This window comes from Pedobacter sp. Leaf41 (genome assembly GCF_001422545.1).
Classification (GTDB): domain Bacteria; phylum Bacteroidota; class Bacteroidia; order Sphingobacteriales; family Sphingobacteriaceae; genus Pedobacter.
This window is the reverse complement of record NZ_LMLE01000007.1, coordinates 213,944-238,137: the sequence shown is the minus strand read 5'-3', so window position 1 is coordinate 238,137 and position 24,194 is coordinate 213,944. Positions and strand designations below refer to the sequence as shown.

26 protein-coding genes are annotated in these 24,194 nt (G+C 38.8%); 17 read left to right on the top strand and 9 right to left on the bottom strand.

Going from position 1 to position 24,194, the window contains the following annotated elements; all coding sequences use genetic code 11:
• Window positions 1–11: 11 nt before the first annotated feature.
• Window positions 12–794, bottom strand: coding sequence for a (2Fe-2S)-binding protein (locus ASE92_RS11420; RefSeq protein ID WP_056850233.1), 783 nt, complete (start codon window positions 792–794; stop codon window positions 12–14).
• A 342-nt stretch (window positions 795–1,136) separates the two neighbouring features.
• Window positions 1,137–2,138, bottom strand: coding sequence for an SDR family oxidoreductase (locus tag ASE92_RS11415; protein ID WP_056850232.1), 1,002 nt, complete (start codon window positions 2,136–2,138; stop codon window positions 1,137–1,139).
• A gap of 284 nt (window positions 2,139–2,422) precedes the next feature.
• On the opposite strand from ASE92_RS11415, the gene ASE92_RS11410 reads away from it, so the two are divergent.
• The 3 genes from ASE92_RS11410 to ASE92_RS11400 all read left to right on the top strand — a co-directional run bounded on the left by ASE92_RS11410 (window position 2,423) and on the right by ASE92_RS11400 (window position 5,629).
• A complete protein-coding gene (locus ASE92_RS11410) occupies window positions 2,423–3,499 on the top strand; it encodes a calcium:proton antiporter (protein ID WP_056850231.1) in 1,077 nt (358 codons plus the stop codon).
• Window positions 3,500–3,621: 122 nt separating this feature from the next.
• The gene (locus tag ASE92_RS11405; protein WP_056850230.1) at window positions 3,622–4,812 is read left to right on the top strand and encodes a glycosyltransferase family 2 protein; all 1,191 of its coding nucleotides are present in this window, start codon (window positions 3,622–3,624) and stop codon (window positions 4,810–4,812) included.
• 1 nt (window position 4,813) lies between these two features.
• Complete coding sequence (locus ASE92_RS11400) at window positions 4,814–5,629, top strand: glycosyltransferase family 2 protein (RefSeq protein WP_056850229.1); 816 nt, start codon at window positions 4,814–4,816, stop codon at window positions 5,627–5,629.
• On the opposite strand, the gene ASE92_RS11395 is transcribed toward ASE92_RS11400, so the two are convergent.
• Genes ASE92_RS11395 through ASE92_RS11380 form a run of 4 tightly spaced genes read right to left on the bottom strand, consistent with a single transcriptional unit; the run spans window position 5,626 to window position 10,232 of the window.
• A complete protein-coding gene (locus ASE92_RS11395; RefSeq protein ID WP_056850228.1) occupies window positions 5,626–6,675 on the bottom strand; it encodes a hypothetical protein in 1,050 nt (349 codons plus the stop codon). The two genes, ASE92_RS11400 and ASE92_RS11395, sit on opposite strands and share 4 nt — an antisense overlap.
• Window positions 6,675–8,006, bottom strand: coding sequence for a bifunctional PIG-L family deacetylase/class I SAM-dependent methyltransferase (locus tag ASE92_RS11390; RefSeq protein ID WP_056850227.1), 1,332 nt, complete (start codon window positions 8,004–8,006; stop codon window positions 6,675–6,677). The genes ASE92_RS11395 and ASE92_RS11390 overlap by 1 nt, the downstream gene beginning before the upstream one ends.
• Window positions 7,999–9,144, bottom strand: coding sequence for an acyl-CoA dehydrogenase family protein (locus ASE92_RS11385; protein ID WP_056850226.1), 1,146 nt, complete (start codon window positions 9,142–9,144; stop codon window positions 7,999–8,001). The genes ASE92_RS11390 and ASE92_RS11385 overlap by 8 nt, the downstream gene beginning before the upstream one ends.
• The gene (locus ASE92_RS11380) at window positions 9,141–10,232 is read right to left on the bottom strand and encodes a glycosyltransferase family 4 protein (protein WP_056850225.1); all 1,092 of its coding nucleotides are present in this window, start codon (window positions 10,230–10,232) and stop codon (window positions 9,141–9,143) included. Before ASE92_RS11380 ends, ASE92_RS11385 begins: the two co-directional genes overlap by 4 nt.
• 183 nt (window positions 10,233–10,415) lie before the next feature.
• Between ASE92_RS11380 and ASE92_RS11375 the strand changes: the two genes are divergently transcribed.
• Together ASE92_RS11375 and ASE92_RS11370 are read left to right on the top strand one after the other, a co-directional pair.
• Complete coding sequence (locus ASE92_RS11375; protein WP_056850224.1) at window positions 10,416–10,751, top strand: hypothetical protein; 336 nt, start codon at window positions 10,416–10,418, stop codon at window positions 10,749–10,751.
• A 9-nt stretch (window positions 10,752–10,760) separates the two neighbouring features.
• Complete coding sequence (locus ASE92_RS11370; RefSeq protein WP_082455037.1) at window positions 10,761–12,473, top strand: glycosyltransferase family 39 protein; 1,713 nt, start codon at window positions 10,761–10,763, stop codon at window positions 12,471–12,473.
• Here the strand turns inward: ASE92_RS11370 and ASE92_RS11365 are convergent.
• Window positions 12,463–12,957 carry a CinA family protein gene (locus tag ASE92_RS11365; RefSeq protein ID WP_056850222.1) on the bottom strand — a complete coding sequence of 165 codons (495 nt, stop codon included), beginning with the start codon at window positions 12,955–12,957 and terminating at the stop codon, window positions 12,463–12,465. The genes ASE92_RS11370 and ASE92_RS11365 overlap by 11 nt on opposite strands.
• Before the next feature lie 59 nt (window positions 12,958–13,016).
• On the bottom strand, window positions 13,017–13,169 hold the full coding sequence (locus ASE92_RS21175; RefSeq protein WP_157255723.1) for a hypothetical protein: 153 nt from the start codon (window positions 13,167–13,169) through the stop codon (window positions 13,017–13,019).
• A gap of 218 nt (window positions 13,170–13,387) precedes the next feature.
• Here ASE92_RS21175 and ASE92_RS11360 point away from each other — a divergent pair, with 218 nt between their 5' ends.
• From ASE92_RS11360 to ASE92_RS11350, 3 genes are all read left to right on the top strand, one after another.
• On the top strand, window positions 13,388–13,648 hold the full coding sequence (locus ASE92_RS11360; protein ID WP_056850221.1) for a hypothetical protein: 261 nt from the start codon (window positions 13,388–13,390) through the stop codon (window positions 13,646–13,648).
• Between the two features lie 5 nt (window positions 13,649–13,653).
• Window positions 13,654–15,369, top strand: a complete 1,716-nt coding sequence (locus ASE92_RS11355; RefSeq protein WP_162237759.1) for an alpha-amylase family protein — start codon at window positions 13,654–13,656, stop codon at window positions 15,367–15,369.
• 157 nt (window positions 15,370–15,526) lie between these two features.
• Window positions 15,527–17,161: an ABC-F family ATP-binding cassette domain-containing protein gene (locus ASE92_RS11350; RefSeq protein WP_056850219.1), complete on the top strand. Its 1,635-nt coding sequence runs from the start codon at window positions 15,527–15,529 to the stop codon at window positions 17,159–17,161.
• Window positions 17,162–17,257: 96 nt separating this feature from the next.
• Here ASE92_RS11350 and ASE92_RS11345 read toward each other — a convergent pair whose 3' ends face one another.
• Entirely contained in the window at window positions 17,258–18,034 is a 777-nt protein-coding gene (locus ASE92_RS11345) for a hypothetical protein (RefSeq protein WP_056850218.1), read from the bottom strand.
• A 255-nt stretch (window positions 18,035–18,289) separates the two neighbouring features.
• Between ASE92_RS11345 and ASE92_RS11340 the strand changes: the two genes are divergently transcribed.
• The 9 genes from ASE92_RS11340 (at window position 18,290) to ASE92_RS11300 (ending at window position 24,032) form a co-directional block, all read left to right on the top strand.
• The gene (locus ASE92_RS11340; RefSeq protein ID WP_056850217.1) at window positions 18,290–18,901 is read left to right on the top strand and encodes a zinc-ribbon domain-containing protein; all 612 of its coding nucleotides are present in this window, start codon (window positions 18,290–18,292) and stop codon (window positions 18,899–18,901) included.
• Window positions 18,902–18,937: 36 nt separating this feature from the next.
• Window positions 18,938–19,459, top strand: a complete 522-nt coding sequence (locus ASE92_RS11335; RefSeq protein WP_056850216.1) for a hypothetical protein — start codon at window positions 18,938–18,940, stop codon at window positions 19,457–19,459.
• Window positions 19,460–19,474: 15 nt separating this feature from the next.
• The gene (locus ASE92_RS11330; RefSeq protein WP_157255722.1) at window positions 19,475–20,113 is read left to right on the top strand and encodes a hypothetical protein; all 639 of its coding nucleotides are present in this window, start codon (window positions 19,475–19,477) and stop codon (window positions 20,111–20,113) included.
• Window positions 20,114–20,271: 158 nt separating this feature from the next.
• Complete coding sequence (locus tag ASE92_RS11325) at window positions 20,272–21,036, top strand: energy transducer TonB (protein ID WP_056850214.1); 765 nt, start codon at window positions 20,272–20,274, stop codon at window positions 21,034–21,036.
• Window positions 21,037–21,052: 16 nt separating this feature from the next.
• The gene (locus ASE92_RS11320) at window positions 21,053–21,601 is read left to right on the top strand and encodes a hypothetical protein (protein WP_157255721.1); all 549 of its coding nucleotides are present in this window, start codon (window positions 21,053–21,055) and stop codon (window positions 21,599–21,601) included.
• 77 nt (window positions 21,602–21,678) lie between these two features.
• Window positions 21,679–22,227, top strand: a complete 549-nt coding sequence (locus tag ASE92_RS11315; RefSeq protein WP_056850212.1) for a hypothetical protein — start codon at window positions 21,679–21,681, stop codon at window positions 22,225–22,227.
• On the top strand, window positions 22,217–22,552 hold the full coding sequence (locus ASE92_RS11310; protein WP_056850211.1) for a hypothetical protein: 336 nt from the start codon (window positions 22,217–22,219) through the stop codon (window positions 22,550–22,552). Before ASE92_RS11315 ends, ASE92_RS11310 begins: the two co-directional genes overlap by 11 nt.
• Window positions 22,542–23,300 (top strand): hypothetical protein, encoded by a 759-nt coding sequence (locus tag ASE92_RS11305; protein ID WP_056850210.1) that lies wholly within the window; start codon window positions 22,542–22,544, stop codon window positions 23,298–23,300. The genes ASE92_RS11310 and ASE92_RS11305 overlap by 11 nt, the downstream gene beginning before the upstream one ends.
• A gap of 99 nt (window positions 23,301–23,399) precedes the next feature.
• Window positions 23,400–24,032, top strand: coding sequence for a hypothetical protein (locus ASE92_RS11300; protein ID WP_056850209.1), 633 nt, complete (start codon window positions 23,400–23,402; stop codon window positions 24,030–24,032).
• Window positions 24,033–24,194 lie beyond the last annotated feature (162 nt).

Sequence of the window (24,194 nt, the reverse complement as noted above, 5' to 3'; positions counted from 1 at the left end):
ACTGCGTCGGATTAATCGGTAAATAGCCAGTTTTGCGGAACATTTTCGCCAGTTTGTGCTTCCTTTATTGCGGCAACAATGTTTGGATACGCACCACATCGGCAAATATTCCCCGACATACGCTCTGCAATTTCCTCGTCGGAGAGTATAATTGATTTTGGATCGGTACTTATATTTTTTGTTGCAAAGCTTGCCTGTCCTTCTTTAGCTTCTTTCATCAATGCTACGGCAGAGCAAATTTGTCCCGGTGTACAAAAGCCACATTGAAAACCATCGTGTTTAAGAAAGGCAGCTTGCATGGGGTTGAGTTCGTTATCTTTTGCAAGGCCTTCAATGGTAATTACGGATTTTCCCTGGCAGGTTGCAGCTAAAGTGAGGCATGACAGAACGCGTTGGCCATCTACAATTACCGTACATGCACCACACTGGCCATGATCGCAGCCTTTTTTTGAGCCGGTTAAACCTATTCGTTCCCGAAGTGTATCCAGCAAGGTCATTCGCGAATCGACAAGCACATTGCGGGCAGTTGAATTAACTTTGAAGTTTACCGTAACGCCATTTTCAATTGCTTCGGGTATCAAGTCAGGAATATCTTCCATTTCTACAGCCCTGGCAAAAAGTTGTTCGGCTCCAAGGGCATAACTTGCCAATAAACCAGCTGTGGCCATGCCCATTAGTTTTACAAAATGACGGCGGTTAAATCCGGAGTGAAGTACATCTTCTAACTCTTCGGGCATAAGGTCGCCAAAAAGTCGGTGCTCTTCGGGGGTTAGCTTTGTTTTGTTGTTTTTCATGTTGCTGTTTTCAGGTTAAAACAGTTGATATAGCGTTGATAAGACAACCCCATTGAAGTTTAAACAGCAGTGTTGGATTATGGTTTTACTTCCGATAAAAAATGTTCAGTACTCTTAAGGCTGAAGTAATGTTGATGCCTAACTCTGTGAAGAAATTAGCTGTGGTGCAAAATGCTGATAATAAGCAAGCAATGTAATGGAATAATATCATGCCATAACGGAATGAAGTTAGGTTTTATTCTTTTTGGATTATGTTATAACAGTTCAAAAAAAAACTCTTCTCACAACCTGGAATTTAACGGTTGCAAGAAGAGGTTCGAAACTTGAAAAGTTTAACTGGCTTTAAGGTTGCCCTCCGCCGCCCATAGCGCCGTAAATTTGGCCAGTCGAGTAACTTGCGCTATTATCAGCCAGCTGAACATAAATTGAAGCAAGCTCCGCTGGTTGCCCAGGTCTGCCCATTGGGGTTGCTTTTCCAAATTCCTTTAATTTTTCGTTGGTGGCGCCGCCTCCAACCTGTAATGGTGTCCATATTGGTCCGGGTGCTACACCATTTACCCGCACGCCTTTTGGAGTTAAAAATTTTGCTAATGAACGTACCGTACTGGTGTTGGCTGCTTTGGTTTGAGCATAGTCAAATAATTCTGGTGATGGATCATTTGCCTGTTCGGAGGTAGTTACGATGATACTTGATCCGGGTTTAAGATGTGGAATTGAAGCTTTAAGCAGCCAGAAAGGACCATAGATATTTGTCTTCATTGTAGCATCAAAATCTTCGGTACTAATATCCAGGATCGATGGTTTTGTTTGTTGGCGGGCGGCATTGCTCACTACAATGTCTAATCCGCCTAAGCGTTTTACACTGTCATCCACTAACTTTTTACAGAAAGATTCTTCTCTTAAATCGCCAGGAATGGCAAATCCTTTCCTGCCAGCTTTAGTAATTAGATCGATTACTTCTTTGGCATCTTCTTCCTCTGCGGGCAAATAATTAATCACTACATCTGCACCTTCGCGGGCAAAAGCAATGGCTGCGGCTCTACCCATCCCCGAATCGCCACCGGTAATGAGTGCTTTTCTTCCTGCTAAACGTCCTGAACCTTTGTATGATTCCTCGCCATGATCTGGCCTTGGATCCATTTTGCTGGCTAAACCTGGAAAAGGTTGCTGTTGTGGTTTAAAAGGCGGACGTGGATACTTTGTCGTCGGATCTTGAAGTGCAGCTGCTGCAGCGCCAGTTAAAGGAACTCCGTCGGCACCAAAGACTGGCGAAACGGCCAGTCCGGCTAAGCCAACGCCAAGACCGGTTACCGCCTGGCGCCTTGTTATTAATTCGTTTTTCATGTGATATGTTTTAGGTAGATGTTTATGTTTTCAAATAGATTTCTGTACACTTAATTTCTAAAATTTCATTGCATTGGATTTTATATTAATGACACCGACTAATTGAAAAAGGTTTTATAAATGAAGCTGTAATTCATTCCTGGTTGGAGTGTAAGGAGCTTTTAGCTATTTGCAGATTCAGATTAGCGTTGATTATTGCAGTGTTGGGAAAGCCTAATTAAAAGGTAAAGGTAATTTTTACGCAAACCATAGGAGGCTTTATTTGTTTGTTACCAAAATTACCTATGAAGAAAATCGACCTACCCAAATGGACAATTGCGCTCCCAATAATTAGTGTCATCGTATATTTATTTAGCGGTAACGATTCAAGTGTCTATCTAAAAGTCGCTTTGGCCGCATTGTTAATAGGTAGTGTTCTAGCATCAGTTCATCATGCAGAAGTAATCGCTCATAAAGTTGGCGAGCCCTTTGGTACCATCATACTTGCCCTGGCCATTACTACCATTGAGGTTGGCTTAATTGTTTCTTTAATGCTTGCCGGTGGCGAACAAACCCGCTCTTTAGCGAGAGATACCGTTTTTGCCGCCGTAATGATTATCCTTACCGCTATCGTGGGCATTTGCTTACTGCGAGGAGGAATCAAATTCAAAGAGCAACTTTACAAATTACAGGGTGTAAATGCCGCTTTAATTACGCTGGCGGCTATTTTAGTGCTCACCTTAATTCTTCCAAATTATACCATTAGTGGTGCAGTAGGAGAGTATACGGTAAGTCAGCTGGTGTTTGTTTCCATTGTTTCGCTCGTTTTATACGGTGGTTTTATTTTTATGCAAACCGTGAGACATCGGGATTATTTTTTACCCAAAAATACCAGCTCGGAAGATGAGCATGTGGAAGCGCCAAATGGGATCACCGCAGGTAGCAGTATGGTTTTACTGGTGATAAGTCTGGTCGCCGTGGTTTTGCTGGCTAAATATTTATCGAAAGATATAGAAGTGATGGTCATTAGTTTAGGCGCTCCTCAATCTGTTGTCGGCGTAATTATTGCGGCAATTGTGCTTTTGCCAGAAGGAATGGCTGCTTATCGGGCAGTAAAATCTGATCGTTTGCAAACCAGTTTAAACCTGGCTTTGGGATCTGCCTTGGCGAGTATTGGCTTGACCATCCCTGCAGTAGCTACCGTTTCTATTGTATTCGGAATGCCCATTACCCTCGGTATCGACATGAGTTCGACGGTTTTACTTTTACTGGCCATGATTACCATTATGTTTTCGTTGGCTACCGGCAAAACCAATGCCCAGCAGGGTGTAGTGCTTTTGGTGATCTTTGCTTCCTATTTATTTTATACCATTGTTCCTTAGTTGTTGCTGTAAATGCATTATATTCATTTAGAGTAGGGATCCGTATTAATCAGGATAGAAATACGCAGAACTTTATCGTTTCCATCATGTTGTAAATCTGACACTAAGAATTTACACCCTTTATGGATTCCATACTTCATCTAAAGTCCGAACTCTGCTTTCCCGAATCTCCAAACCCGTCCTTGCGATTATCTGTAATCGTTCCGGCAAAAAACGAAGCACAATTCATTACTTCTACGCTTCATGCGCTTCGAAAACAATTCGACGATTTTGGAAATCCTGTTTCGCATCAGCTTTATGAAGTTTTGGTGTTGGCTAACAACTGCAGTGACGAAACATTCGAGATTTGCAAAAGGTATCAGCAGGATTTTCCAGGGTTTAATTTATATGTTCAATGCTTAAATTTGGATAAGGATATTGCTCATATTGGTACGGCAAGGCGGCTTCTGATGGATGCTGCATTTTCTCGTTTGAATCAGGTTGTCGGAAAAAAAGGCATCATCGTGTCAACTGATGCCGATAGTGAAGTTGACGGCTGTTGGATACATCATATCCTGACTGAAATGGAGCAAGGAGTAGATGTTGTAGGAGGACGAATTATTCCAAGCGATACACCCAGCTTATCAAAAATTCATCACTTGAGAGATGTAACCTATCGGTTTTTGAAAACGAGGCTGGAGGCAGAAATTGATCCTTGTGTTAAAAATCCCTGGCCAAGGCACTTCCAATGTTATGGTCCGAGCCTTGCCGTTACTTGCGATATTTATGAAAGGGCTGGCAGAATTCCGGCTATTCCCTTTTTGGAAGATGAAGAGTTTAGAAAGGCACTTAAAAATGTAGATGCCATTATGCGCCATTCGCCAAAAGTTCGCGTTTATACTTCTTCACGCTTGCAGGGCAGAGTAGATTTTGGGTTTTCCGTTCAGCTTCAGCAATGGGAAAATATGAGTTTAAAGAGAGAAGAACAAATGGTAGAATCGTTGGAAACGGTTATGACTAAGTTCTCCTTCAAAAAGGAATTAAGGCAATTGTGGGAAAGTGCCAAAGCGGATAGGCAGGTTATCCGTGATATTAATTTAATCGCTTTTAAACTTCATTTCGATAGCGACGCATTACTGGCATTGATTAATGAACATCAATACTTCGAATCACTCTGGGAGCTAATGGAACAGCATTTAACCGAAAATTTTCCCGATTTATTAGTGTTGATCCCGGTATCAGAAGCAATAGCAGATTGCAGAAATTATTTTGCAGCACAAAGCACTGTTGATGGTGAGGAAACTGAACTGAATGATATAGCCATGGCAGTTTAAAATGAGTATATCTGTTTTAACCATAGTAAAGGGCCGAGCCGGTGCGTTGAACAATTTGATTAAAGGATTGGCTGCGAATACCATTTTTCCTGACGAGCTTGTTGTTGTATTTATGAATGAGCCTGAGCGTAACCTTCCAGATGCGCCGTTTATTATTAAGCAGTTTTCTTTTTCACATTGTGAGGATTTGCCTTTGGCCGCGGCCAGAAATTTTGCGGCTAAAAATGCAGTAGGAGATAGGTTGATTTTTTTGGATGTGGATTGTATTCCTTCATCGTTCCTCGTAGAAACGTATCTCAAAAACTTTGAATCGGAATTTTTAGTAAATGGTGAAGTTCGTTATTTACAAAATGGCTTTGATAAGCATACAGATTGGTTTTCGGAGCTTGAGGCAAGCAGTGAACCAGACCCCATAAGGTTTGAAATGGCAATACTACCACACGAACTATTTTGGTCGCTTAATTTTGGATGTTTTGCAGCAGATTACTGGAAAATTGGGGGTTTTGATGAAAGGTTTGCAGGTTATGGAGCAGAAGATACTGACTTCGCCTTTACCGCCCGGGAACAGACAATTGGTATGAAATTAATAGCTGCAGTAGCGTATCACCAATATCATGAGCAGTACAAACCACCGCTTAATCATTTTGATGATATCGCTCGCAACGCAAAAGTATTTTTCGAAAAATGGAAAAAATGGCCCATGGAAGGGTGGCTGCGAAGCTTTGTTGATTTGGGACTCATCACTTGGGATAACGATGAACTTCACATCCTCAGAAAGCCTAATCAAAAAGAAATATTAAACGCTAGAAAAGTTTAAGATTTAAAGAATTTGTTCCCGGTGTTCACAATGGCTTTGGCCATATTATCGATGGCGTTTGGTAAAATTAGATCGCTCCAATCTGGTTCCTCTCGAATAATTTGTTCAAAAATATCCTGCCATTTTGTGCGCCACAAGTCATCTCTACAAACAATATAAATTCCTCGTCGCCCGGCTACTGCTTCTGCTTTTCGTTCTTGTTCTGCAAAAGGCCTCGATTCAGGAATGCCGATAAAGCGTTTATTTAAGGTAGCCACTTCCATCACAGTGTTGTGACCGGTATTGCCAATAATAATACTGACAGATTCCAATAACGTTTGTGGATGATCAACTCTGCCATGCCAGAAAATGTTGGCGTTTTCATCATTATGTATCTCGTCCCCAATAACATGGAAAATAAGAGTCGGAGATTGTTGAGCAATGTGTTTAATGAAATTGGCATTTATAGAAGTGCCGCCAGCCCCGATGAGAATGGCGATTTCATTTTCCTTCAATTCATGTCTTCCATCAGGAATAAACCTGGAAAATCCACCAGTGAAAAATGTTTTATCGTATACCCAATTCCGCTCACCAACATAAAGTGATTCAGAAAAAGGTGCGAGGATCAACGCAGCACTTTGAAATGCCATTAAGTGTGGCAAATCATTTCGGTTTCCATGCTGCGCCATTACGATAGTAGGGATGCCGCACAAACGGGCCAATAAAGTAATTTCTACGGAAACATCCACCACGAGTAGCATCGGTGATTCTCTTTCAAAAATGTTAGCCATTATGGCCATCCTAGTTTTTATACCTGGTACATTCAGTGGCGCATAGTGAAAGGTGTCGGGGATCGTATCTTCAAGCCCTTCGTCAATATTTACATCATTAAAATCTAGCGGTAAATGAATGAGCGTTACGTTTGGTAAACTAGCAAGATCTACCGTTTGTAGAGCGCTTCCAAACAAAATGATTTTATAATTAGGAAGTGCTTTTACAATTTGTAGGGTCCGCATCAAGTGGCCCGAGCCATGATGGTGAACATAAAATGCGATGGTGAAAGGCATTAGTTTAATTTTTTTAACACGTCTAATCGATAATCTTTTGTGGCGCTGTGGTGTAAGCGAGAAAATCCCTGGTCTATAAAGCAATTGTGTACTTCATCTCCAGTTAACGGATAATCGGCCACAAAATGGGTCCAGTGGACCAAAACCAGGATGCCATTCTGATTTAGGGCATTTGATATTTTTGCTCGGGTAAGGAGAAGATCTTCCATAGAGAGATAATAACCTACCTCACTCATTAAGATCAGATCGAAATTCCCTTGTGGAAAAGCTGTAGGGATGCCGCCCAATCGAAATTCGACATTAGAAGCAGATTTAAGGCGTTCTTTTGCTTGAGTTAAAGCCGTATTGCTGATATCAATTGCCACAAGATGGTTGCAGAATGTTGCAATTTTTCCGGTTAAAACACCAATAGAGCAGCCGATTTCTAATGCTTGATTATAATTGCCAACTGGAATAGCTGCAATGGTAGCATTATATTTATATTCTTCATATTTACTTGTTTCAAAATTCCATGGATCCCGATTTTTCGAATACAGCTCTTCAAAATAATTTTCGGATAAGGTGGCTTCCGGATTGATCTTTTTACGCTCCATGAAATACTCTCGCTCCGTTAAAAAATTGTCTATCACTTCTGGTAATAGGATAAAACCATTTGGATCGTCATCGATTAAGTGGCTTACCTGCGATTGGTGCGCATTGATACATTTCACTTTAAGCGGTAAATAATTGCTCACTTCAAGGGCTAATAATTCCCCTTTATCGAGCTTCGGTATGTCTTCCGCAATGGCATGTTCATAAAGCCAAATGGGATATTCCCAAATTCTGGGGCGACCGATTTTCGATTGTTCAAGCGCAGAAATAAGCAGTTGATGCGTTGCTCTATGGTCACAGTGTGGATCCAACTCATAAGGAACCAGGATCAGGTCGGGTTTAATTTGTATTAAATCTGCTCCTAACCGATCAACTAAGTCTACAAATCCGGGCATTCCTTTTCCGGGCATTGATGCATCTTCAGCACCATAGAACCGCCAGTTTTCTTCTTTTGTACCTAATAAATTTAAGGCATTTTTAAGCTCTGATAGCCTAAGTTCAGCCAGTTTTTCTGCTGGATATTTTTGTGAATTTGGATGCGACTTGCTTCCATCTGTGGTGAGTATAACAAAAACTTCAACATTGAGGTTAATCAAGGTAGCAATGAGTCCGGCGCAAGCTAAAGATTCATCATCGGGATGGGGAACCATGACCAGGCAAGTGGTATAGTTTTTTAAATCTTGTGGGGCTATGGAAATGGCAGTTTTCCAAAATTTTTGTTTATCGAACGGTTTATTCATGAAAAGCTGATGGATTATTGATGAAAAATTTTGCAACATTAAGTCGGGTCGCATCTGGTGCTGGCTGCCTTAAATAAAAGGTTAGGTCGCGGAAAATCCGACCTAGATTTCCAGTTTCCATCAAACCCCTTGCCCCAACACATCTGTTGCTGTTATCCATCACGGTGAGGCAAATTTCCTCCATATTTACCCTTGTCATGTTCGCAAAGGCGATCAGGTCTTCATCATGATTACCTTCGTTTACCCAGCTATCGAAATATTTACCAGCTTGCTGCAGCCACAAACGACCCGACATTACCGCTGACATGATGCATGAAAGTCGTAATTGCTGGAAAGGATCGTCGGTTCGATTTAACTCTTTGAGGTAGTTAGTGGTGTATTCCGCGATGGCTTCGGCTCCGCCCAGTTGTACGGCGGCAAAACGAATAGCTCCTCCATTAAAATAAGGCTGTTTTAAATAAACACCGGGTTCGCCCAATAGTTCCGAATCATCTAACTGGTATCCACTAAAATCTACGGTATAACTCCCCGAAGCTTTCATTCCAAGGGGTTTCCAACTCTCTTTATCTATTTGATCCTTGGAAATTCGATCCATATCAATAATAGCCATCTGCCAACCATCTCTTTCAACAGTCTTGATGTTGCCGGTAATAAGTGCTTTATTAACCAGCATTGCACCTGAGCAAAATGTCTTACTGCCTGCTATTTCCAGCTGGCTATTTGTTTCAGCGTACTGGATTCCATTCTGATTTTGCGTATTCCAAATGCCAAAAATATCGCCGTTTTCTATTACTCCGTTAAACCATTTATGGCGCTGCTTAGGAGTTGCATATAAGTGAATAAGGTACAAAGTATTGATATGACCTTCAAAAATTCGACCTACGGACAGGTTTGCTTTGCCAATATCATTTAGCAATTGCAATAAGGCTGGCGTATTTGTACGATTAAAATCCAGGGCATGATCTGGTAAAACCAGCTTCAGTGCACCGCAGTGATGTAACAACTGAAATTCTTTTACAGGGCCGTTGGGGTCATTTTCAGTTTCAGCCGCCATGGCTTCAATTTCGATGAGAACTTGTCTAAACCGTAACCAATCAAAAGTTTTATGTTCTGCTAGGGTATCATTCTCAAATTTCATCCGGCGTATTTTAGGTTTTTCTTTTTATCGGCTACTTTTTCCATAAAGCGCACATAATTTGCTATCATTTTATCGAAACTAAATTTTTCATTGGCATACTCATGAATGTACTTTCTATCTAGCTTCGTCACATTTTTTAGCGCTTCAGCTAATGCCTCAGTATCGCCAAAATCAACTAAAATGCCCGTTTCTGGAGCAACCAACTCAGGCAATGCGCCCATTTTAAAACCGGCAATAGGAGTACCACAGGCCATAGCTTCTGCAACTACAAAACCAAAGGGTTCTTCCCAACATGGCGTAATCAGGCAAGCGCTGGCCTGACAAATTTCTTTACTTAATTGCTCATGATTCAATAGTCCAAGCAATTTAATATCATCACCTAGAAGCGGCTTAATTTCTTTGTCGAAGTATTTTTGATCGGCGATGCCGCCTGCAACATGTAGTGGCATTCCGGCATTTCTCGCTGAGGCAATAGCCAGATGCAATCCCTTATCAGGATGGATTCTTCCGAACCAAAGTGCATGTTTTGCTATGGTGGTGCTCGGATTAAAAGGCCACTCAGTTAACTTAATTCCATTTAATATTACGGCACAGTCTGATACTACATCACTCCAATTTCGGGCATTTTGCTGCGATACGGTGATGTAATCAATTACTGGTTGGCGGCGCTCTGCTTCGATTGCCATTTTCAGTTCGTAAAAAGGTGGCGTGTGTAATACCGTTATCATCGGCGTTTCCAGCGTAGCAGCCATGGTGATGGGAATGTAGTGGAGGCTATTGTTAAAAATAACGTCGAGTTCATAATCATCGATATGCATCATCAGGTTAAAATAAGCGTGGTGTTCTGCTATATATTCTGATGGAAGATCCTTTTGCTTTTTTCTAACTTTAGTTTTTTTATCGTAATGTTCATCAGAATAGATGGGTTCTAAAGGCAAGGTTTGATCTGATGCATCGCTGGCAAAGAGTATAACTTCATGCCCCAGGGCTTGCAGGCTTTTGGTAACTTGATGGGTGAAAACTTCAAGGCCGCCAGCAAAGGGCGCAACAATAGGATGCTTGAGATGCGCAATGATTCCAATTTTCATAAATACAGGACACAGTTAATGTTTTGTATAAAGACTACATGAATAAAGAAAGAAAGTTTTCCATTTGGCACAATATCTTAGATACAAACATTTGAGGAATATATTGAAACTGTTTGTTTGGTATAAGTATCGTGTATTTTACTAACTGCAAATCAATTTTGCCATAAACGATGTTATATCGCTATGATGAACCCGATGATTTCGCAAAATAAACGCAATTTGCAATTTCAACCAGGCTTAGCTATACTTGAAGCGCTTTTTTATCATTACGGAGGTGAAATCAGTTCCATCCGGTTTCAATCGCCTAACCTTATTTCGCTTCATTTCAGATTCCTGATAGCACACGGAGTTGATGAGCACATAAAAAAAATTGTCTTCGACATGCAGTTGAAAGCAACAAATAACTTTACTTTCGCTATTTACCAGGCGGAGGTTTTTCGTTTTCAGTTTTCAATTAATAATTTTGGTGATTCGGTTTATGATTTCGATACTTATCTTCCCAAAACAACTTATTTTTAGGGGAGAAGAATGCGCATGTTAATTGATTCGCCTATTTATCAGTTGGAGAAAGCAGATTGGAATCCAAATTGGGAAAGCACCGTCAATACTGCTCTAAAATCGAGCACCAATAATCCTAAACTCCCCAAAGCCACGGTTGGATTATTGGTTTTTTTTGGCTTACTAAAATTTACGCTTCATGTATTCTTTCTTCCGCGGTACGGATTACATGCCGATGAGTTGTACTACATCCATTTAGGGAAAGATTTTCAATGGGGATTCCCAGATATTTCGCCATTGGTTACCTGGGTAGCGGGCCTATCGGCAAAATTATTTGGCGATAGTGTTGCGGCATGGCGCATTTTTCCCACGTTGTTTTCTAGTTTAACGGTAGTGCTCACTGGTTTAATAGCACATTACTTAGGTGCTAAAAGGCTAGGGATTATTGTCGCTTGTTTGGCAATAATCTGGTCGCCGTCTTTTTTAGCAACCTCTTATCTGTTACAACCCGTAGTTTTTGATGAATTTTTGTGGACGCTTTTTGCGTTTGTGCTTTTACGTTATTTCCAAACCCAAAAACCGACTTACTTATTACTCTCTGGTGCGGTAATTGGCATTGGGATGTTAAATAAGTACACCATCTTCATGTATTTGGTAACGCTTGGCTTAGCCTCACTGATGGTTTTTAAAGGGCGTTTAAAGGTGGGATTTCCTGCTCTGATTGGTGCGGCAATCCTTTTCCTGGTAATGATGATGCCCAATATTTTATGGCAGGCACAACATGGTTTTCCTGTTTTTAATTTTTTAGGCTTAGTTGGTCAACAGGCTTTTGCTTTAAACATCCCTGATTATTTATTTCAGCTCGTATTTTTTCATGGTGCCGGTGTCTCTGTGTGGATGGCGGGTTTTCTATACCTGCTGCTATCCAAAAAGGGTGGGCGGTATTTGTTAATCTGGCCTATATCAACATTGCTTCTTGTACTGGCTTTGGCCTTGTTAAAAGGCAAACTGTATTATGGCTTAGGCATGTTTCCTTTTCTATTTGCTGCGGGTGGATATTGCTGGGAAATCATGCTAACCAAGTTGAGCCGAGTGAAGAAGACCATCTTTTTGTTGATGATCTCATTATTTGGAATATTAAGTTTGCCTTTGGTCATTCCGATCTTATCGATGGGGAATTGCCGAACATATATTAGGCAAATGGTGGCATTAACCAGTTTTTCTCGGCCTATGACTTGGGAAGATGGTTCTCAGGGCTCGATACCACAATTTTTTGCTGACATGTCTGGCTGGGAAATCGCTGCAAATAAAGTAGGTTTAGCCGTAAATGAAATCGAAAATCAACCTGCAAAATATATCCTAACTGATGATTACGCTATTGCAGGCGCCTTGAAACGATATGTAAAGATCAATAACTTGCAGATTATTTCGGCCAGCAATAGTTTCATTTTAGAATCTCCACCCGAGTTGGTTGGCACTTCGTTGATTTACCTTTCTAAAGAACCCATTTCAAAAGTAAAGAAAATGGCCCAGAGGGTTAGTTTTATAGAAGCATTGGATGTGGAGAATTCACATTTGAAAGGGATTAATATTTACGTTCTAACTCGTGTAAACGAAAATTTTAATGAAGTTTACCAGCTGAAAAGAAATCAATTTTATCCTTATGCAGCTGGAAAAAGTACAAGCCTCTATAAGCCCAACCTTGGCTTTTGGTTTACGGTTAACAATTGGTTTACCGACTAATCGATTGTAAGTACCGATAGAGAAGCGTGGCGCAATGGCTCACTGTTGCAGAGATGATTTCTGATTTATTGCCGTCGAATTTTATTCGATCTGCAAAAATGCGCTCCCCCTGAAAACTACCATAGATAAACATGGTGCCTACCGGTTTACTTTCACTTTCGCTCCCACCAGGACAAGTTAGGCCTGTTACCCCAATATGAATGTCGGCTTTGATAATTTTACTTAAGCCATAGGTTATCGCTTTCGTAACCTCCATACTTTCTGGTGTAAATTTTTGAATAAGTTCGTGATCAACATGAAGCATGTCTTCTTTGATGCAGGCATCGTAACAAACTACACCACCTTTTAAAAATTTTCCAGCATCTTCAATTAGAGAAAAATCAGCTGATAATCTTCCGGCAGTGGCGCTTTCAGCAAATGCAATGGTAAAATCATGCGCTATTAACAGTTCGCCAATCTTCTCGTATAAATTTTTATTGTCCATTTTTAAGTCTGAAAATATTCTTTCAAATTAAAAATTAGTATTTCTTAACAGAATCGCGATTATCTAAATTGGTAGGTTTTTTGAACCGAATCTTTCTTAAGCGTATCCTCTGTATCTTTATAGTGATTTCCTTTCTCAGGCTTGTAGTTCGTGCAGGCTGTTAATATTGCTACTAAACACAAAGCTACTGTCGATTTTATTTTCGTTTTCATAGTCGTATAAGTTGTCTTTATAAAATCCCATTGGTTAAAACTTTGTTTTGTTTTTTTAAAATTATTGGATTTTTTGGCACTCAAACTTTAGCGGTTTTTTTCATAGGATGACATCATATCTGCTATCGCAAAAATGAATTAACTAAAACATTCTCTAAAATAGGAGGGTTGTTTTTGAGTAGGATTGATGAAACACCTCAGCTAAAGAAGATCATTTTATGAAACAAGTCATACTCGTTTTTACATTAATCACATCGGTAAATTTCACTTTACTAGCGCAGGTACCTACAGGAACCAGGCAACGAAGCACGAATGATACTTTGATAAAGAAACCTGTGCCTAAAGCAGGTAAGTATAATCCCAAAGCGACGAAGTGGCCAAAACGCGACAGCTTAAAAGCAATAGATAAACGGCAGGACTCTTTGAAACGTAAAGTGGCCAGAAAAGATTCAACTAAAATACGTCCTATTAAAAATTAATGCTGATGAGTGGAGGAAAACATCTTAAACACTTTGTCTTACTAAAATTCACGTCGTTGGTCTGGGCTATTATTTTGCTCTTTGGCGCCTGTAAGCAAGATCACAAAAAAATCTCAGCTGAAGTAGCACCAACATGGTACAGAAACAGTATTATTTACAACTTGGATATAGATATTTTTAAAGATAGTGATGGAAATGGTATTGGAGATTTCAAAGGCCTCACACAAAAGTTGCCTTACCTCGATTCTTTAGGAGTAGAAGTCATTTGGCTTTCGCCATTTCAGCCTACTCCGGATCATGATGATGGCTACGACGTTACAGATTATTATGGAATTGACCCAAGACTTGGTAACATGGCCGATTTTGAAGCTTTTATGGTCGCCGCCAGGCAACGCAATATCAAAATCGTGATGGATATGGTATTGAATCATACTTCAATTGAACATCCCTGGTATATCAAAGCCCGCACCGATAGCACAGGCAATTTTCGATCCAGATATGTATGGTCTGCAACTAAGCCCAAAGATTTTGATAAGGGTATGGTGTTCGAAGGTTTTCAATCTCAAACCTGGACTTATGACGAAATCGCAAAAAAGTACTACTTCCATCGTTTTTATGATTTTCAACCAGATTTAAACTATCAAAATAAGCAGGTTCAACAAGAAGCAATTAAAATTCTTCGCTATTGGTCGGCAAAAGGCATAAAGGGTTTTAGGTTAGATGCCGTACCCTTTATCATCGACGTACCTGAATCTGGGGCAGCAAAGCCAGCAAAAATGTTTGGTGTATTAGATTCGATTGTAACAGCAGCAAAATCTATAGACAAGGAAACGGTATTGTTAGGTGAGGCAAATGTTTCACCTAAAGAAAACATTGAATATTTCGGTGAGAAAGGCGACCGTTTACAAATGATGTTTCATTTTTATGCCAACCAACATTTGTTTTATGCAATGGCCGATGAAAATGTTTCGACGTTTAAAGATGCCTTACATGAAACCCGAATAAAGCCCGAGCCTTCACAATGGGCTTATTTTCTTCGTAATCATGATGAAATTGACTTGGGCAGATTAAGTAAAGCGGAACGGAACAAAGTATATGAAAAATTCGGGCCCGAACCCAACATGCAGCTTTATAACAGAGGCATTCGGCGACGACTGGCGCCAATGCTAGGTAAGCCAGAACAAATAAAAATGGCATATAGTGTATTGTACTCGCTTCCGGGGGCGCCAGTTATCCGCTCGGGAGAAGAGATAGGCATGGGCGATGATCTTACCCTTGCCGAGCGCCTTTCAGTAAGGACACCTATGCAATGGAACGCATTGAAGAATTCAGGATTTAGCACCGCTTCTAAGACAATAAGACCGGTAATTTCCTATGGAGATTATGCCTATCAAAAGGTAAATGTTGAAGATCAATCTAAAGACCCAAACTCGCTTTTAAACTTCATTAGGAATCTCATTTCGTTAAGGCGTTCACTACCCGAAATTGGCACCGCCGATTGGGAACTGTTGGAAGTAAAAAATAATTCGGTGCTGGGCATAAAATATGTTACTCCTGAAAGAGAAATCATTGTTTTACATAATTTCAGCAACAAAGCTCTAACCGCTTCTTTTCCACTAAAAGGCAATGAAAAGGCATTGATTGGTAATTTTAAGGTGGTCAGCAAAGACAAAATTCAATTCGCTCCCTATGCTCAGCTGTGGTTGAAGATAGAACGATAGGGAATTGATCCCTGGGTCAATTCTATTCATAGCCAAAGCTCATTCTAGGCTGTTGGTCGATTGCATAGGATCGAAAATGTAAAAAGTGATCTTTCAATAAAAAGGTTGCATTTATCTGCTTTCGTTTATCTTTGCAAAATCATTTAAAATTATAATTGTGATTAATGTAAATAACATTTCCGTTTCCTTTGGCGGAACAACTCTTTTTAGCGACGTTACTTTTTCTATCAACGAAAACGATAAAATTGCCCTAATGGGTAAAAATGGTGCAGGTAAATCGACCATTTTAAAAATCATTGCCGATGTTTCTAAACCTACTACTGGCAATGTGACTGGCCCGAAAGAAGCGGTAATCGCCTACTTACCACAACATTTGCTTACACAAGATAAGGTAACTGTTTTTGAAGAAACAATGAAAGCCTTTCAAGAGGTAAATCAGATGCAAAAAGAATTGGACGAGCTAAATGAGCAACTCACTATTCGCACCGATTATGAGAGCGATGATTACATGAAGCTTATTGAAAGGGTATCAGAATTAAGCGAAAAATTCTATTCCATTGAAGAGGTTAATTATGATGCGGAAGTAGAGAAAGTTTTAAAAGGATTGGGCTTTGAGCGTAAGGATTTTACGCGGCAAACTTCCGAATTTTCTGGAGGTTGGCGCATGCGGATCGAACTGGCAAAAATACTGTTGAAGAAGCCGGATTTGATTTTGCTTGATGAGCCTACCAATCACATGGATATAGAAAGTATTCAATGGTTGGAAGATTTTTTAATCAATTCGGCCAAAGCGGTAATGGTTATTTCGCACGATAGGGCCTTTGTAGATAACATTGCCAATCGGACCATTGAAGTAACCATGGGCAGGATTTATGATTATAAAGCTAAATATAGTCACTACCTCCAGCTAAGGGCTGATAGAAGGATTCATCAGTTGAAAGCTTATGAAGAACAGCAGCGTTTTATTGCAGATAATCAGGAATTTATTGATCGGTTTAGAGGCACCTATTCAAAAACGCTCCAAGTACAATCAAGGGTTAAAATGCTCGAGAAACTGGATGTTATTGAAATTGATGAGGTAGATACATCAGCTTTGCGATTGAAGTTTCCACCTTCACCGCGTTCAGGCCAATACCCTGTAATGGTAGAAGAGCTGACCAAAAAATATGGTGACCATGTGGTATTTGAAAAAGCATCGATGGTGATTGAAAGAGGCGAAAAGGTAGCTTTTGTAGGAAAGAACGGCGAAGGTAAATCAACCATGATTAAAGCAATTATGGGCGAAATTGATTTTGAAGGTTCTTTAAAAGTTGGGCACAATGCCAAAATCGGTTACTTCGCTCAAAACCAGGCCGCTTTGCTTGATGAAAGCTTAACTGTTTTTGAAACCATTGATCAGATTCCGCTAACGGATGGAACCATTAAAATTAAAGATTTATTGGGCGCATTTATGTTCAGTGGCGATGATACCACTAAAAAAGTAAAAGTGCTTAGTGGTGGGGAAAAAACACGTTTAGCCATGATTAAGTTATTGCTCGAGCCTGTAAATGTGTTAATTCTTGATGAGCCTACCAATCATTTGGATATGAAAACAAAAGACATTATTAAAGATGCTTTGAAAGATTTTGATGGCACTTTAATCTTAGTTTCCCATGATCGTGATTTCTTAGATGGATTGGCGACAAAAGTTTTCGAATTCGGAAATAAGCGGGTAAGAGAGCATTTCGAAGATATCAAAGGATTTTTAGCTAATAAAAAGATGAGCAGCTTGAAAGAAATTGAGCAACGCTAGACATAAGTTTGATTCAATGGGTTAAATTTTTCAAATCCATTGGATCCTCTCTTTAAAACCTCAACATCGTATTTTTGTTGCTCAGATCTTTCCGCCTTATTTATCGAAGTTAATAGAAAGCTGTTCTGTAGCTACGGCCCCATCTTTATAACATTCGTAAAACCAATTTCCTCTTTTCTTGAAAATGATACCCGTTGTGTTAACTGTATTGGCAATAAAAACATCTGTTAAAGAAGTTTTTAACAGGGTAAATATCTTTTTTGATGTGGCATCTAATAAATCGAAGCCAAGCGCATTGGCTTGAGGAATTAGCGTGGCCGCCGACGGTTTGTTTTCTTTGGCTATAGCTGGCGAGGCTTCCTCTTTTACTGCCTTTACAGGTTCCGTTATCACCACTGCTTTTACAGGTTCGGCTGGAGGTGCAGCGGCAATAGGTTGGGCCTCAGTTATTGGCATTTTGCTAAAATCAGGGAGCGATGCAAAAGCTGCGTTCAGCGCCTCAGTGTAAGAAACCTGGTAATCTTTTTCTCTGCTTTTCCCTTGCTTGCTTTTTAAAACTAAAGCGCCTTTACAATCTTTTAGTAAAAGGGTGAGGTTGGTAGAGAACATGCTGTTATTCTCTTCAATATCAATAGTTAAAGCCTTGCATTTATCGCTGGCAATTTCAGTTGGTAACTCTAAATTATCGTAATAAACGGTGAAACCTCGTTCTTCGAACAAGCTTTTCGTAAGTGCATTTAAATTGTATTGATTAACCTTTTTTAAGAAGCTAAACCTTTCAGGCACAATGATATATTTACAATTATTCATGAGGGTTTGTGCCTGCAAGGATAATGTGCTGGCTAAAAAAATGATTAGCAGAAATCTTTTCATAGGTTATAATACTTTAACACTGTTCTCAATTTATGCAAAGCAAATCAGAAAATCAAATTTGATGCATAAAGATTAATTATCCGGAAAATAGATCACTTGAAAGCGTTAATGTTGACCAATGGATTTTAAAAAACAATCAAATGACTACGAATTGTAATCGAAACCCAGCGAATTATAATTGGTGCTAGTTAAAACAGCAGATTATGGATATGTTTAATCCATAATCTATTCCATCATTTTACACAGAATAGCAATATGATAATCTTCGGAACAAGATCAAAAACTTTAACAGGTAGTAGTACCAAGGCGAATTGCCACAATTGTGGATCTACGCAAACTGTGAGCTTAGTTTTTGCGGTTAAATATTTTCACATCTTTTGGATTCCCATGTTTCCATATAGCAAAGTTGGGGCGAGCCAGTGCAGCCATTGCAAACAGGTTTTATATAATAACGAAATGCCTGATGGATTGAAAACGGTTTACGAGCAGGAAAAGTCCCGAGCAAAAACACCATGGGTATACCGCACCGGCTTAATTTTAATTGGTTTGTTTATGGCATTCGTTATTGGCGTTGTTGTTTTTGGTGGGGCTAGCAAAGCTGATATTGAAACACCCATTGTTAATGATGTTTATCAAGTAAAAGACGGAAATAGAAACTATGCTTTGTATAAAGTAATTGCCGTAAACGGTGATACGGTTACTGTTGTAAAGCACAATGAGGTTGCACGTAAGGCAAGTCAGCTTGATCAATTAATGAAGAATGAAGCTGATAATTATTCGAAGAATGAAACCAAATTTACAAAGAGTGAATTAGAGCAGATGATTAGCGATCGAAAACTGATCGATGTTGAAAAAGCTGAAAAATAATTTTTGAAATCATTTTATAAATAAAAATCAAGAACGATGTCAAACGTAACATTCTTTTTTGCCAATAAGGAGCGATTAAAATTCTTGCTTAAATGCATTGCTATTGGTATGCCGATATTATTGTTATCAGCCTGGGCTATAAATTCATTTGAGGATAAAGAAGCAGAAAAAGGGGAAGCCAATGATAAAGGTGGTATGAATTATTATTACCGCGAAGGTTCGGGGGCCGATAAATATCCCGAACCGGTGGCCAAACTATTACAAATGTATCCAGGTAGCCAGGCTACTTATATAAATGTATCAACCGATAAGAACAATGAATTGGAAGGAGATATCTATTCCTTTACAGCTGATGATATCAGTAAAGTTTATTCCTTTTATAAGAAGGGTGCAAAAGTTATTGATGATACTCCAGAACGGGTGGAATTGGAAAAGAACGGTCAGAATTTTGTGATTACCAAAGAAAAAGTTTTGGAAGACGACCCTATAAAAGGAGAAACAAAATTCGGTATTACTTTTTATAATAAGGCAACGGTAAATAAATATAAAACCAACTAATTGTAGGCAAGCAATATGACACGATTGATAGCCTTAATGGCAATAGTATTTATCGCATTTGGTTGTAAAAATAAACCTAAAACACAAGATACCGAACAGTTAAAAGCTGATACGCTAAAATCAATTGTGGCGCATGTTGATGAACCAAAGCAAATGGTAGATACAACTACTACGGCTACGCCAGTAACGGATAACGAAACAGTTGAAGCTAAGCCAAACTATTGGGATGCTATAAATTTTGAAAAATATGCTTTAGGAGCAGATAAAAACTTTACAAAAGCTCCCTTAAATTGGGCAGATTACCCAGAAGCGAAAGATTTTAAAACGAGAATTACCGAAGCCTATGAGCGAGATGAAGTTGATTTCGCAGGGCATTATATTTTAGCAACTTTTGGTTGTGGCACCAGTTGTATTATGGGTTTTATGATGGATGTACGGGATGGGAAAATTTACGATTTGCCTTTGGGCGAAGAAAACTCATGCCTTTTTGCCGAAGATCGTGTAGTTTGCAAATCTACCAGCCGGCTATTTGTTGCTGGTATTTGTAAGGAGAAAATGGATGACGAGGCTGTTTATTACAAATCGTATTTATGGGATGAAGAAGAAAAGGAATTCAAAACCATCGACGCAAAAGAGTTTTTAAAGAAGCCCTAAGTAAGTTCTACGGTTCTGTTTAAGGCTCAATAAACCTGAAAGCAGCTAACCCAAATTAGATTTACCGAGTTAAGCGAACGGTTTCGAAGGAGTGCGACTGGAGAAGCGTTATAGAAATCGTTAGAAAATGAATATTTATTTTAAATAAATCATAAAACATGCACATCAAATTAAAAACAGGCCTCATCCTATTTCTCGTTCTCGTTTTTAATATTTCGTTTGGACAAACGAGAAAGCTGGTTAAGCGTTTTAAGCTTGATAAGGTAAGTTATCAGTTGTTTGAACAGAAGGTGGCGGCGAAGCATCAAAAAGACACTACATTTTACCAGCTTTTTAGGGTTGGAAAATTGAAGCCAATAGCTAAAGAAATCAAGACGGTTTATGATAAAAGCAGTGGTGATACCATCGCATCAGCAAGCTTTAAAATCAATCCAAATTCTATTGTTTTTTATCAATCGGCATCAAATGCATTTTATCATAGAATTTATACCCAGCAAAAAAGTGGTTCACTAACCTTTAAAAATAATTTTATAAAAACAATTAGGGAAAAGCGATTTCTGCCAGCTGCCTTACCTTCACCTGTGTCTGGCCCTATTACAGACGGCTCTGATAAGCCTGATAATGTTGATTTTCCTGCAGAATTTCCTGGGGGGATAAATGCCTTACGGGCTTATATTGCCAACAATTTGCAGTATCCCGACGATGCAAGAGAAGAGGAAATTGAGGGAAAGGTATTTGCCTCATTTGTTGTGGCTAAAGACGGGGTAGTTACCAATATTCAAATCGATAGAAAATTAGGTCATGGTTGTGATGAAGAAGTGATTAGGGTTTTGAAGAGAATGCCAAAATGGACACCTGCCAAGTTACATGGCAAACCTGTAAATTATCGCTTCAGGATACCGGTAACATTCTCTTTGCAGTAACATCAACCCGAATACTATGGTTAAGAAGATTCTTAAAGTTGTACTTATTCTCGTCGGGATTGTGATAGCAATCTGTCTGTTATTGTTCGGGATGATCTGGGCTTCGATGGAATGGAATAGATATGCAAAAGCAAAGGAAAAAATTCGTTATCAAAAAGAGGTTTGCGATACCATTACGACTGTAAACGAAACACTTCAGTTGAAGATATTTGGCTTTAAAGAAAAGGAATTAAAAAAGGTTCATTTTTATTTACAGCAGGGAAAGTTATTAAAAAAAGATACCATAATGAAGGTAGATTTTAATCCGAAATATGCTGCACAAGATGTACTCCTTCCTTTTAAATATTTTGATAAAAAAGACCGCGTGATCGTAAAAGTAAGTGATAGATATTTTGTCTTATCTGGAATTAGGTACTATGCATCCTACAATTACGGAATGTTTGGTCCGGTTGGCAGCTGCGATTGTGGGATGGGGAATTTCGAATTCATCAATGGCAAAAAGGATAATTCTGCTATGCTGACAAAGGAACAAGGTTTACTGAATGATCCGCTTCCAACAAAATAATGAATGGTTTCAGCAGAGAAGCTTTTGGGAAATATTTATGATTAAAATGAAGATGCAATAGGGGGGATTTGAAAACAATGAAGACTAGAAAGCCTTTTTTAATTTTTTATATCCTAATTACTCTATCATTATTGGTAGATGTAATGATGGTGCAGAAATTTAAAATAAGTCTTGCGGGCTATTGGAGCGACAGGGTTTTATTTTGGTTTTGGGCAATAAGCACCGTGGCTTTTTTAGTTGTTTTTTGGAAAAATATATTCACGAAGATTTACTTCGGCTTGATTGTTTTAGGATTCATTATAAGCATAATAGCAATGATGTTGCCATTTTGGGCCATTAGTAGAAGTGATGTGGCAATTTCTGCTGATGGCAAATATAGGCTACAGGTGGTTAGAACCGTTATGACGAGACCTGCCTTAGAAATAATAGAAAACAATGGATTACTTGAAAAAGTTATCGCAAAAAATGATATTGAATTTCAAAGAAATGATCGGCTCAAAGTTGGTTATGAAACGATTAGTGAAGTTAAGTTTGTTAGCGAAACATCAGATAGTTTAACATTTGATGTACGAACACCCTGGCGCTCAAATCTGATTAGCTTTAAAAAGGGTGGGGATGAACAATAAATTGAAATTAGGCATTTGTTTTTTAGTAACTGCCTGGTTATTTACGGGCATAAAATGTGATGATGAGTTTTATGAATACAGCGTGTTTTTAAAGTATCGGCCAACTTTTCAGTATTATTTCGAATCGCGTTTGGGTATGCAAGATATGCCTGAAAACTACCCTAAAGAATTAGCAATAAAAGAAGCTCTTTACGATGAATTTATAAATGAAAAACATTGGAGCGTCAATAAATTTCTAGAGATAAGTGTGTGTGGGATCTTAATATTAGGCTCATTATATTTTTTAACCTCAGGACTGATTAAACAATTTAACCATGATAAATAAAGCACTAACGATAACCGGAGTTTTGGCTTTGGCTTTGTGTTCAATTTGCGCTTGCCGAAACGAAAAGAAACAGCAGACTATCGATACCATTTCGATCGTTAAGACTAAGGTTGACACCGTAAGCGTAAATACGAAACCTGATAATAAGCTAACATATCCGGAACCCGATTTTCCTACAAGTGGGAATAAAATCGAAGAGTTAATTCCCCAATATTTCGACATCGATATGGAAGCAAGTGGCGATTTAAATCATGATGGATTGGAAGATATGGTTCTTGTCTTAATTAATACGAGGGATACTACCGCACTTCGGCCAACTCTGGTGGTGTTAAAAGTAGGTGACGCTTACAGTGTTGATGCGAAATCTTTTGCGGTGATAGAGCCAAAGTATCGGGAAGATGGTTATCAGAATTACGATTTTGAAGACGTAACCATTGATAAAAACGGAGATATTCTTTTCTCCCAGCAAGCAACAGGACCTAACGGAACTTTAAATAGCACGTTTAAGTACATCAATAACGAGCTGGTTTTAACCGAGGTAAGCAGTTTTGCCATGGGTGCTGGCGGGCAAACAGCACTCAAATTAGATTTGCTGAAGGGTATTTTTGAACAAACCGATATCAATACCATGAAAGAGGATATGCCCAGCAAAACAACCACACAAAAATATAAGTTAGGTAAAGTTTTGTTTGCCGACAGCGATCCAAGGGAAATTATAATAAAAGCTTTTCAGGATAATGGCAAGTAGTTTTTTAATGCATAGCTTAATAATTGGTCAGATTATTCTTGAAAAATTTAGAACTTATGATCTATCAATGATTCGATCAGTTTTAAAAATCTGCGGCAGATGAATACAGAACAACATGCTTTTTTAGCGCATTTTATGAGGAAGAACCAATTTGTTAAAAAGCTCATATTAATTTGCTGCTTGGCAATTTGCATAATTGTTCCATTGGTTTTTTTTATTTATAGCGTTAACGAAACCAATGGCTTCGGAAAAGAATTATTGGGTGCTGAAAGATATAACGACCGCATGACAGATAGCTATTTATATGCTGCAGTAATGTTCATTGCTCTTTTGGTTGTGATTTTTCCATTTGCACTTTTGCTACATCAGTTTTTTAATCGATATCTGATCATTTTAAACTCACTTGAGGCTAAAGATGTTGATAGGCTCAAAAAACTAACGGCTAATGTTGGTATGATGGAAAAATATAATCCCTCTTGTATTTTTAGAAAAAATACAGTTACTTTTTTCACGCTCTTTAAAACACACACAGTTTCTTTTTTTGATATCAACCGGATAAATATCACCCGAGTAAGTTATAAAGGAATCAGTTATGTAATTGCCATTGAAACGGTATCTGGGAAGCTCAATTACAGGTTTGGCGATTTAATGTTAACAAGAAGTTTGATTGAAGAGGCTTGTTTGGCAAATCCAAGAATAGCCACCAATTCCTACAACAGTTGGAATTTTTAGCGGCGTAACTGTGCTTATTGGTATAAATAAACGATCACTCAAACCCAGCGACTTGCAAATTCTTTTATAGCGTTTAATTTAACAAAAGTACTTTCAGTATCAATAAAAAATATTGTAAAATCAGTCGTTGCAAATTCAAATATCACAGAGAAAGAACCATAC

Excerpts from the sequence above, each read along its gene's own strand:
- ASE92_RS11420 (WP_056850233.1), bottom strand. The coding sequence starts at position 794 with ATGAAAAACAACAAAACAAAGCTAACCCCCGAAGAGCACCGACTTTTT.
- ASE92_RS11415 (WP_056850232.1), bottom strand. The coding sequence starts at position 2,138 with ATGAAAAACGAATTAATAACAAGGCGCCAGGCGGTAACCGGTCTTGGC.
- ASE92_RS11410 (WP_056850231.1), top strand. The coding sequence starts at position 2,423 with ATGAAGAAAATCGACCTACCCAAATGGACAATTGCGCTCCCAATAATT.
- ASE92_RS11405 (WP_056850230.1), top strand. The coding sequence starts at position 3,622 with ATGGATTCCATACTTCATCTAAAGTCCGAACTCTGCTTTCCCGAATCT.
- ASE92_RS11400 (WP_056850229.1), top strand. The coding sequence starts at position 4,814 with ATGAGTATATCTGTTTTAACCATAGTAAAGGGCCGAGCCGGTGCGTTG.
- ASE92_RS11395 (WP_056850228.1), bottom strand. The coding sequence starts at position 6,675 with ATGCCTTTCACCATCGCATTTTATGTTCACCATCATGGCTCGGGCCAC.
- ASE92_RS11390 (WP_056850227.1), bottom strand. The coding sequence starts at position 8,006 with ATGAATAAACCGTTCGATAAACAAAAATTTTGGAAAACTGCCATTTCC.
- ASE92_RS11385 (WP_056850226.1), bottom strand. The coding sequence starts at position 9,144 with ATGAAATTTGAGAATGATACCCTAGCAGAACATAAAACTTTTGATTGG.
- ASE92_RS11380 (WP_056850225.1), bottom strand. The coding sequence starts at position 10,232 with ATGAAAATTGGAATCATTGCGCATCTCAAGCATCCTATTGTTGCGCCC.
- ASE92_RS11375 (WP_056850224.1), top strand. The coding sequence starts at position 10,416 with ATGATGAACCCGATGATTTCGCAAAATAAACGCAATTTGCAATTTCAA.
- ASE92_RS11370 (WP_082455037.1), top strand. The coding sequence starts at position 10,761 with ATGCGCATGTTAATTGATTCGCCTATTTATCAGTTGGAGAAAGCAGAT.
- ASE92_RS11365 (WP_056850222.1), bottom strand. The coding sequence starts at position 12,957 with ATGGACAATAAAAATTTATACGAGAAGATTGGCGAACTGTTAATAGCG.
- ASE92_RS21175 (WP_157255723.1), bottom strand. The coding sequence starts at position 13,169 with ATGAAAACGAAAATAAAATCGACAGTAGCTTTGTGTTTAGTAGCAATA.
- ASE92_RS11360 (WP_056850221.1), top strand. The coding sequence starts at position 13,388 with ATGAAACAAGTCATACTCGTTTTTACATTAATCACATCGGTAAATTTC.
- ASE92_RS11355 (WP_162237759.1), top strand. The coding sequence starts at position 13,654 with ATGAGTGGAGGAAAACATCTTAAACACTTTGTCTTACTAAAATTCACG.
- ASE92_RS11345 (WP_056850218.1), bottom strand. The coding sequence starts at position 18,034 with ATGAAAAGATTTCTGCTAATCATTTTTTTAGCCAGCACATTATCCTTG.
- ASE92_RS11340 (WP_056850217.1), top strand. The coding sequence starts at position 18,290 with ATGATAATCTTCGGAACAAGATCAAAAACTTTAACAGGTAGTAGTACC.
- ASE92_RS11335 (WP_056850216.1), top strand. The coding sequence starts at position 18,938 with ATGTCAAACGTAACATTCTTTTTTGCCAATAAGGAGCGATTAAAATTC.
- ASE92_RS11330 (WP_157255722.1), top strand. The coding sequence starts at position 19,475 with ATGACACGATTGATAGCCTTAATGGCAATAGTATTTATCGCATTTGGT.
- ASE92_RS11325 (WP_056850214.1), top strand. The coding sequence starts at position 20,272 with ATGCACATCAAATTAAAAACAGGCCTCATCCTATTTCTCGTTCTCGTT.
- ASE92_RS11320 (WP_157255721.1), top strand. The coding sequence starts at position 21,053 with ATGGTTAAGAAGATTCTTAAAGTTGTACTTATTCTCGTCGGGATTGTG.
- ASE92_RS11315 (WP_056850212.1), top strand. The coding sequence starts at position 21,679 with ATGAAGACTAGAAAGCCTTTTTTAATTTTTTATATCCTAATTACTCTA.
- ASE92_RS11310 (WP_056850211.1), top strand. The coding sequence starts at position 22,217 with ATGAACAATAAATTGAAATTAGGCATTTGTTTTTTAGTAACTGCCTGG.
- ASE92_RS11305 (WP_056850210.1), top strand. The coding sequence starts at position 22,542 with ATGATAAATAAAGCACTAACGATAACCGGAGTTTTGGCTTTGGCTTTG.
- ASE92_RS11300 (WP_056850209.1), top strand. The coding sequence starts at position 23,400 with ATGAATACAGAACAACATGCTTTTTTAGCGCATTTTATGAGGAAGAAC.